Here is an 8882-nt window from a genome sequence, read left to right on the forward strand (position 1 = left end):
TCCGTTGCAAAATCAACGATTCCACGACTTACTTTGTGGTCTTGGTCTTGCATCCATCTTTGTTCTTTATCATCAAGTTGACGAAGGGCATTCAGTTTCTTAGCTTCTCCGAATTTCTTGCGAACACTGCGAAACTTACGTTTCATAAATTTGTTTTGCCTACCGTTCCCGAAGAAACGAACTTTATCATCATCTGTGATGGCTACCGCAGGAACTTTGAGACCTAAGTCTACTCCTAAAATCTTTGTTCCTGTTTTTTCGTTTGTAGGAATCGTGACAGATATTTGAGCAATCCATTTAGCAGATTTCTTCGTGATACGAAGTGTACCTAACTTGTGCTTCAGCAATTCGAAATTGCGATTATATTTTTCGATTAATAAAGCGCGAACCTTTAAACGAGTTGACTTTCCGTTTACCATAAACGGAATTGAAATGTGTGTGAAGTCAAATGAATAGTTTTGGTTATTCCATACACAAACAGGTCTTTTTAGAATCGGAACGATTTTGTATTTACTCTTTTTCACCTTTGTAGAAAACACACTTTTCGCATCTTTAATTGCTTGATTTTTCACCGCACTTGGGATATTGGCCTCAATATCTTTTGTACTTTTCTTCGTGCTTTTCTTTGCTTCAACCATTTCAGATACAAGAGCATTAATGACTTTTATATACTCGTGGCTACTTTGTTCCAATAGCATGATTTGTTCTTTTGTTGGAAGCAATTTAACTTTAACCGTGATGGTTTGTGGCACAAGTTTCACCCCCTCGTTTTTTGATTTTCAACATAATGTTTTATTGTCTCACTTGATACACTTCCAGCAGTAGAAACAAAATAAGAACGCGTCCATAGGCTCGGCAAGTGTTGAAGATGTGGAAATTCTTCTCTCAAACGTTTTGATGTCACTCCTTTAATTTTTGCCATTGTATCAGCAGGACTAAGTGTTGGTGGTGTATTTAAGAACAAGTGAACGTGGTCTTTGTCGCATTCCATTGCAACAATAGAAATATCCAATTCTCCGCATATTTCTTGAACCAACTCCTTGAAACGTTCTTCTACTTTTGTGTTAAGAAAAATCTTTCTTCTGTATCGCGGGCAAAACACAAAATGATAGTTAATTAATGACACGGTTGTTTTGGTTCTTCTATAATCATTCATCATGTTCGCATTGTATCAGTTGGATAACAAAACTGCAACATGAAAGATAAAAAAATAAAAGATACCAACATTTTGGATACTTAGAGTGCCACAAACCTTGCGGTTTTTAGTGCACTCCTTATCCAACCTCACTTTCATCCCATGCCTAAAGGCGAGGGGCTTTCTCGTTCGGGAAGGGCTGTAAAAGTTTGAATCTCATCAAACTAAATAATTTATTTAATCTCCAAAGTAGATACAAAATTTTATCGATAAAAAAATATTATCTTATTAAAAACAAGTAAACTAGTAGGTATTCTTCACTGTAATAACCGTTTTTCATATCTACATTAAATCAAAATCTATGTATATTAATTTATAGTTATAATTTCTAACTAAAATCCAAAAAGGCTTTTTCTACAAAATTCCCCTAGTTATGTTTGCCCAATGATTTCTAATTAATTATGAAGTTTCAATATCTTTTTATAAAATTTTTACGTTTACATTACTAACTGGGGGCTCCGCTCCCTCACAAAACAATTCCTGCATAAAATCTAGTTATCATATATCCCCTCGTTTAGTTTAAAAATGTGTTAAAGTAGGTGTATCCTCAATATTTTCACTTTTTATGGCATTTGTTTTTATCTTCAATTTGCTGCATTTGCAAAAGTGTTTTCTTTGCTTCTTCATTCCCCTTTTCCGCTAATTTTTCAAGCTGATATTTTGGTACAAAACCTCCACTATGAAGCTGTTTCTTGTCCATGTACTTTCCTCCTTCAACAGGATTTAATAAATTAAAGTCAATCAAAATTAGTATGAAGCAATCGTATTTCTTTATACACGCATGCACAATTTTCAATTTATCCAAAACAAATTATTTGGTTAGACTTTTTATGTAGATCAATTGAATATTTTAATATTCCAAGTTCTCTCATTTGAACTGTAAAGAAATTAGGGTTTTCATTTAGAGAGTATTTCCAGACCCAAACTCAATTGCGATAGGATAACCCACATAGAAAAATTTTAAGTTTATATATTATATGTCCGGATCCTTATACGTTAAGGATCCGGTTACTTACTTACTTACTTACTTACTTACTTACTTACTTACGATCTTTTATCATTTTATCTTAAAAAAGCTTTAGATTATTAAAAATTATTTTCTCATTTAATTTCCACACATAATTAACTGTCAACGTATTATAATCTCTTCCAAATGAAGATATATGTTGTAAATATACTACTGGAATGTCAATGACTTCTACATATAAATCATCTGTTACACACGAAAGATGAATTTGCAAATCATTCGCTCTATGTAATTGATCTACTTTCCCCTAATTAATTAAAATTATCTTCTTATAACTTACAGCATCAAATCTTTTTATTGCCTCTTTCACTGCGAATTCAACTACTTAATAAAAGGATTATCTTATGCACATTAATTACGTTTCAAAGCTTCTTTCACTGCATCAAATGCGTCCACTCTACCATGTCCAAACCATGGACTCCATGTCCCATCACTGCTTCCAATATTAATAAATGTACCTTTATCAAATGGTTGAATTGGTGAAATGTCCCACGATGTATCCATATCAAATGAACTTGGTGGTGTCTTTGAATAACCCTCAAAGTTCAAATTTTTAGATGCTGTGCTTTTTAAAATAGAAATCACTTCTAAAGCTGATAAATGTGGATTCGCTGAAATAGTTAAAGCCGCAATCCCCGCTACTAAGGGAGTTGCACTGGAAGTACCACCAAAACGACTTGTTACATTTTCTGGTATACAATTCCCATGTAAAACTGGGATAGAACCAGTTGTTGTCGTAATTGGTACTCCTTTAACAGGCATTCGAAAATATTCGTGCAGATTGCTACTAGGTGCAGTTATTGAAAGTCCAAAACCATAATTTGAATAATGACTTCTTTGCGCTAGACTACTGAGTGCTCCTACAAACATGACACCAGGAATACTAACTAAAGAGTGATGAAAATTTTTAGCTTTTATTACACCTACCCATGAACCATTTTCCCATCCATCAGTATACGGTACATCAACCAAAGCATTATGCTCAATTGGACAATTCTCATTCCCTGCTGCCCACAAAAAAACAATGCCTTTACGTCTTCTTCCACCCGTTTTTGTTAATTCAGTGATTTTCTCCAAGACTTGAATAGGCCATGTTCTTTCAGGACTCCTTCCCCATGAATTTGAAAAAACATCTACCTTATCAGCAATATAGTTTAAAACAGTGATTAATTTTGAATCAGTTATAAATAAACCTTCTTCGTTTGATTCCCATTTTATAGGTAAAAGCCGACAACCTGGTGCTGCACCTACTGTAAACTGTGCATCAACTTCTGCTGCAATTACTCCAGCGCAAGAAGTACCATGATTTTTACAAGTTATATACATTTGTTGTTTTTGAAAGTCACTATCCGTATTTACAAATAGTCGTTCATTTTTAAAGTATCCATAGCTAGCAAATTTGTTAGTTGAATTAAAATCTGGATGATCTACTTTACATCCATCATCTGAAAAACCTATAACAACTTCTTCACTGCCAAAATGACCAAGCAATTTCCAAGCATCTTCACATCTTGTGGAAGAACGCAAATCATATTCTGCATTTCGAAAGTGCGTATGTAAATGCCATTGCTTAGAATACGATTCATCATGCGGTATTTCCAAATCATACATATGCATCCGATGATTTAAATCATGATCTGCTACTTCTACATTTACTTCTTCTTCCATAAGTTTAACAATTAATTTGATCGGATTCATACCAGTAGCATTAGTAAGTTGAAACAGATAATTATAATCATCATATTTCTGTAGTAATACTAATTTATAACGTGTAGTGAAAAGAATAACCTCTTCTTCAGAATATATTTTACGAAACTTTACAAATATACGATCTGTAATAAGAAATTCATCGTTTGTTTCCATACGATAATATGCATGATGTGCAGGCGCTATTTCTCGTGCAGCATTCATCAAATCCTCAAGGTTACTTTCATCTGTTGTAATACGAAAAGATGCTGGAGATACTTGTTCAACCTCTGATTTTTTATGTACTTCCCTTAAATTATCAGGACTTGTTCTAATTACAAATTGATTTTCTCGTTTTTGAAGTAAAACCTTTTTTCCTGCACGATAAGTATATAATTCTTGTACCATAACACAGAACCTCCTGATTATAAGGAAACGTTACTCAAGTTTTTATCGATTAATATATAAACTAGATTATAAATTCCCTTTATGATTATAAAAATTAGGGCCATGCATTTATTTCTTAACCCTTTTACAATTTTTTTATTTGGTCCGCCTATGTAAAGGTATTTTCATTTTACATTTCCTTACACGCCGTAATGATAGAACCGTTGATAGAATAACAAATATTATTTTAATTACTTCTTTTACATTTGTTATATGTACATATTTTCAATCCATATATATTATGAGCTGATATTTGAATATTTTATTCATGAATTTTTCATTATAAATTCTTAATAAAAAATAAGATACGGATAATACTACATTCTGATTAAATAAATTTTTAGGAGCTGATAGAATTGCCGTTAAAAAAGTATGGAGTTTTAAAAGGGAAAGTTGTAGGGTATACCCCTCCTGATAATAATGATAGGACACCCCATTTTACAGTTAATGTCTCAGATAATAATAACCGTGAATACGAAATTATTATTAATGTAAAATCAAAAAAACGACCATCCGAGTTATTATATTATGCAGGTAAAAATTTTCATTCCGAACAAATTACAAATCTACCTAACTTAAATTATGGTTTCACAAAAATCACTCGTAACAACAGAGAAATTGCACTAGATTATATTCGTGGCAATTTACTTGATCGCTGTAAATTAGTCCCTCTTCCAGTAACTGTGCCTGGAGAAGATAACGACTTACAAGACAAATTTTTAAATTACATGAAAACATCTGCAAATAATCCCAAAGTCGATATGTATGCTTACGGTGAAGAGATCCCACCTGGAATTCATGATGTTCATATGAACCAAGGAAATGTAGAACAATTCAGAGTGGATGATGGTATTTGGCAAGACGGTGGTGTACTTTTCCATTATAAAGACACTGATAAATGGGAAGCTGTATTTTTAGCTTTCCAATCACAATCATGGTGTACAGATGATGAAGGACACGCAACTAAGCCTGTAGAAGAATGTAATTACAAAAGCGATTGTTAAGAATAAAATATATAAGTAGTAACGATCTTATAAAACCATTTTTGATACACATTAAAATATTAAGTTATTGCTAATGCCTATCTTGGCGTTAAAAAAAAAGATTAACTTTGAATTTTCCCCAGCAAAAATTAAGAGACAGTGTAAACTTACACTGTCTTTTTTTTTAATCCAATTAATCTAAGTTATTATGATAAACCTAAAATTCAGAATTAACGTGGTATCTAGTTATATTTATAAAGAAATCTTGTCCATCAAATTTGGAGAGAATAAGATAAAAAAATGAAACCTAATTGACTCTAAGTATTTTTAATTTGTTTTTCACTGTAGATCAACTTATATATTTTAGAAATTTTTTCGTATTTCAATTATAAAGAGGTTGTCTTAAGAATGAATGAATAAATAGAAATCCCATTTAATTATATAAAAAATATATAATTAAATGGGATTATTTACGTTATAAATTTTAAACCAACATATCAGCGAAAGAAGATCCAACATTATTTTTACGTTTCATATGCTTTTCTAAATATATTTTAGTGGTTTGTATATTTTCATGACCAAGTGTTTGCATTAAATGATATAAATCTGCATTTCCCTGTTCTACTGCCATAATGGCAAAAGCATGACGAAATGTATGCGCTGTTACTGGATTTTCACGATACAGTAAAAACTCTAAGTTTGTCTTTTTTATCATATCTGTTACTTGATTCGATAGTGTTTTAGAGTTATAAGTATTTCCTCTTTGATTTATAAATAACGGACTCTCATCCCCTTTTTCCAATACGGTTTGGCATCCTCTTCTCCGCCTCATTTCACAAATACACTGGTATAAATGTTCCGAAATGAAAAGTTCACGCACTTTATCCCCTTTTCCAGTAACTTTTAACCAGTACTTTCCGTCATAATGTAAATCCTTCACTCTCGCGTTGCACAATTCTTGAATTCTTGCACCAGTACTTGCCAGGGCAAGTAAAATTGTATAGTTTACTAAATGTCCTCTTTCTTTATAAAACCCTAAAATTTTCATAACCTCATTATAGGATAGATCCCGATTTGGCCGATCCTGTTCATTTACATTTGCGCGCTGCAGTTCTTCATGAAGAGGTTTTTCAATATAAGAAAATACATGAAGATGTTTTAGAAAAGAACGAATGAGCACTGTTTTCTTTGCAAGTGTTGCAACTGCATATGTGTCACCATTCCTACCGTTCTCTACCCGTTTCAACCAAGAATTGTATTTACGAATATGCCAAGGTTGCAATGTTTTCAATAAAGATTCCTTTTTCTGTACCTCTTCCCCATTCAATTCAAATTCTTCTGCATGCTGCACCATGCACTGACAAAATGATACAATTTCTGAGATATAACTCTTTTTCGTATCCTCTTTTCTATTCTTCTTCTCATCCATATCTTTTTGTAAATGTACGAAATGATAAATGACTTCTATGTCACTTAAATACGTATATTTACTCTTTCCCTCTTTTTCTGCAACCTCCATCTTCTCTTCCACCTTATCTACATAACTATTGTTATGCAGAAATGGAACGATATCTCTTATATTCTCTACATATGTATCTATATACTCACTTTGATTGTTTATAATTGATAAATTTTCTTTTACATATTTATTATTCATATTTCGAATTAACCTCTCCTATTGAAGATTATGAATATAATTATCTTTATTACTTATAATTATCATTTTATTTTACTTCTATTAATTATACAAATGATATTTCATTTTCTTTCTGTAAGAACGCTACATTCTTCTTCATTTACTTATAATTATATTTTTTTATAATTTATTAGCAAATAGATATTATTTAACAGTTAACTAATTAAAATTCATAGTGATTTTATAATAAAAACAACTATAAGGATTAATTAACATATAAATTTAATGAAAAATATTTTCAAACCATAACAATGAATACAATATTTAATAAAATCTATTTCTTATTTTAAATATAAATCAGATTCTGATATGATATATACATACTTAAAATATTAACAAACGATAGTTATGGAGGTGTCCTTTCATGACACAAGATTTATTGTTCATTACAAAACCTACTGTAACGACAAAAGAGGCAGCTGACTTATTAGGAGTAACGGTACAAACAATTTTAAAAAAAGAAAAAGATGGATTAATAGAATGTGTATATAAAGATAACTGGAAGCAATTTGGTAGTAAGATTTTCTATTTAGAAGATATTGAACGTTTAAAAAATAAAAATGAGGTTAAAGGCCTTAGCACGAAAGAAGTAGCTGAAATCCTTAATGTTGCACCATCTACTATTTTTACATACATCAAATCTGGAAAATTACCCGCAACAATGGTAGAAAAAAGAGGAAAACAAGTATATCTTATCGATGAGGAAGAGCTAGAAATTTTTATGCTTGATTATGAAAAAGCCAAAACAAAAGAGCGAAAAACATTCATTACGAAGATTCAAGATGAAGATATATACTTATATCAATTATTAACACATCAACATAACGGAAAAACAGCTAGAGTAATAGAGATCAATGGAGCAGACGGCAAGATTCTTACAGAGGACGAAGACATTTTCCCTCTATCCACTTATAAACAACATGATTACACCTTTGAACCTTTCATTAAAAAAGCGGTAATTACAAAACGAGGGTATTTATCTTTTTCCTTTAAAAAACCTCAATTATTTAATTCCATTACTTATAATTTAATAAACTTATTTTATAAGGAGCTAGGTATCACAAATATGAGATTGAGTATTTCAGCAGATACTATCAGATTAGAAATTAAACCTTTCGTATTACAAGTAGATCCATTGCAGTTTCAAGAGGAGATTAAGTACTTATATTCTCATATGAAATCTGGCACGATCCTTCCACATGTAGAAGGTATTTACTTTAAAAGTAATGTAGAGCCATTAACTTTTCATGCAGATCATGAATTCAAGCAAAAAGTAGTTCAAATGGCAGCGGAATCTGGTATGAGACAGGAAGAATTCTTATTGCAAGCTGTAAAATCTTATATAACAAATTTAAAAAAACACTAAATCTACTACTTATTAAAAGAAGCGTAGAAATAAGATCTTTCTACGCTTCAAAAATATTTGTCATTCGCAATAAATGTAACAGAGTTAAAATATCATAAATATAAAATTAATATTTTCGGATTTTCTAAATATAAGGTAATTATACCTAAAAATTTATAAAATCTTTTTTATTTCCAGAATTGATTGAGCTGATAAGGACACGAAAAGATTAATTCTTTATAGACCACTCAAAATAGACACTTAACTTAAACTAGCTATGAATTATAAACCTAAAAACCAAATAAGCTGCCACTATAATAGAAATAGAATTTCAGTATCCAAAAGTTCGTTAAATAGGAATTTAACGAACTCTTCAATGGATGGGAGTTAACCTCTTCCCCTTTTTGTATAAGGACAAGAAAGTCTAAACTTTCACTTTGACGTATTTGTTGAAGCAAGAAACTATAAACTAATATTTATTAGTTTACTTTGGAACTTTTTAT

General features: G+C 31.0%; 7 protein-coding genes. 2 read left to right on the forward strand and 5 right to left on the reverse strand.

The window, feature by feature from the left end:
* From MR167_RS28960 to MR167_RS28975, 4 genes are all read right to left on the reverse strand, one after another.
* The coding region (locus tag MR167_RS28960; protein WP_242316073.1) for a transposase at nucleotides 1-752 on the reverse strand (752 nt) is incomplete at its 3' end.
* Nucleotides 753-757: 5 nt separating this feature from the next.
* Nucleotides 758-1159, reverse strand: coding sequence for an IS200/IS605 family transposase (tnpA, locus tag MR167_RS28965; protein ID WP_015406646.1), 402 nt, complete (start codon nucleotides 1157-1159; stop codon nucleotides 758-760).
* 592 nt (nucleotides 1160-1751) lie between these two features.
* A complete protein-coding gene (locus MR167_RS28970) occupies nucleotides 1752-1895 on the reverse strand; it encodes a hypothetical protein (protein WP_000358797.1) in 144 nt (47 codons plus the stop codon).
* Between the two features lie 678 nt (nucleotides 1896-2573).
* Entirely contained in the window at nucleotides 2574-4316 is a 1743-nt protein-coding gene (locus tag MR167_RS28975; protein ID WP_078994735.1) for a S8 family serine peptidase, read from the reverse strand.
* Nucleotides 4317-4711: 395 nt separating this feature from the next.
* On the opposite strand from MR167_RS28975, the gene MR167_RS28980 reads away from it, so the two are divergent.
* Nucleotides 4712-5359 (forward strand): YukJ family protein, encoded by a 648-nt coding sequence (locus tag MR167_RS28980; protein WP_078994736.1) that lies wholly within the window; start codon nucleotides 4712-4714, stop codon nucleotides 5357-5359.
* A 463-nt stretch (nucleotides 5360-5822) separates the two neighbouring features.
* Here the strand turns inward: MR167_RS28980 and MR167_RS28985 are convergent, their stop codons facing one another.
* On the reverse strand, nucleotides 5823-6995 hold the full coding sequence (locus MR167_RS28985; protein WP_078994737.1) for a tyrosine-type recombinase/integrase: 1173 nt from the start codon (nucleotides 6993-6995) through the stop codon (nucleotides 5823-5825).
* A 403-nt stretch (nucleotides 6996-7398) separates the two neighbouring features.
* Here MR167_RS28985 and MR167_RS28990 point away from each other — a divergent pair, with 403 nt between their 5' ends.
* Nucleotides 7399-8400, forward strand: a complete 1002-nt coding sequence (locus MR167_RS28990; protein ID WP_242316074.1) for a helix-turn-helix domain-containing protein — start codon at nucleotides 7399-7401, stop codon at nucleotides 8398-8400.
* The last annotated feature ends 482 nt before the right edge of the window (nucleotides 8401-8882 follow it).

The sequence above is a fragment of the Bacillus cereus group sp. BfR-BA-01355 genome, from assembly GCF_022663675.1.
Lineage (GTDB): Bacteria > Bacillota > Bacilli > Bacillales > Bacillaceae_G > Bacillus_A > Bacillus_A thuringiensis_S.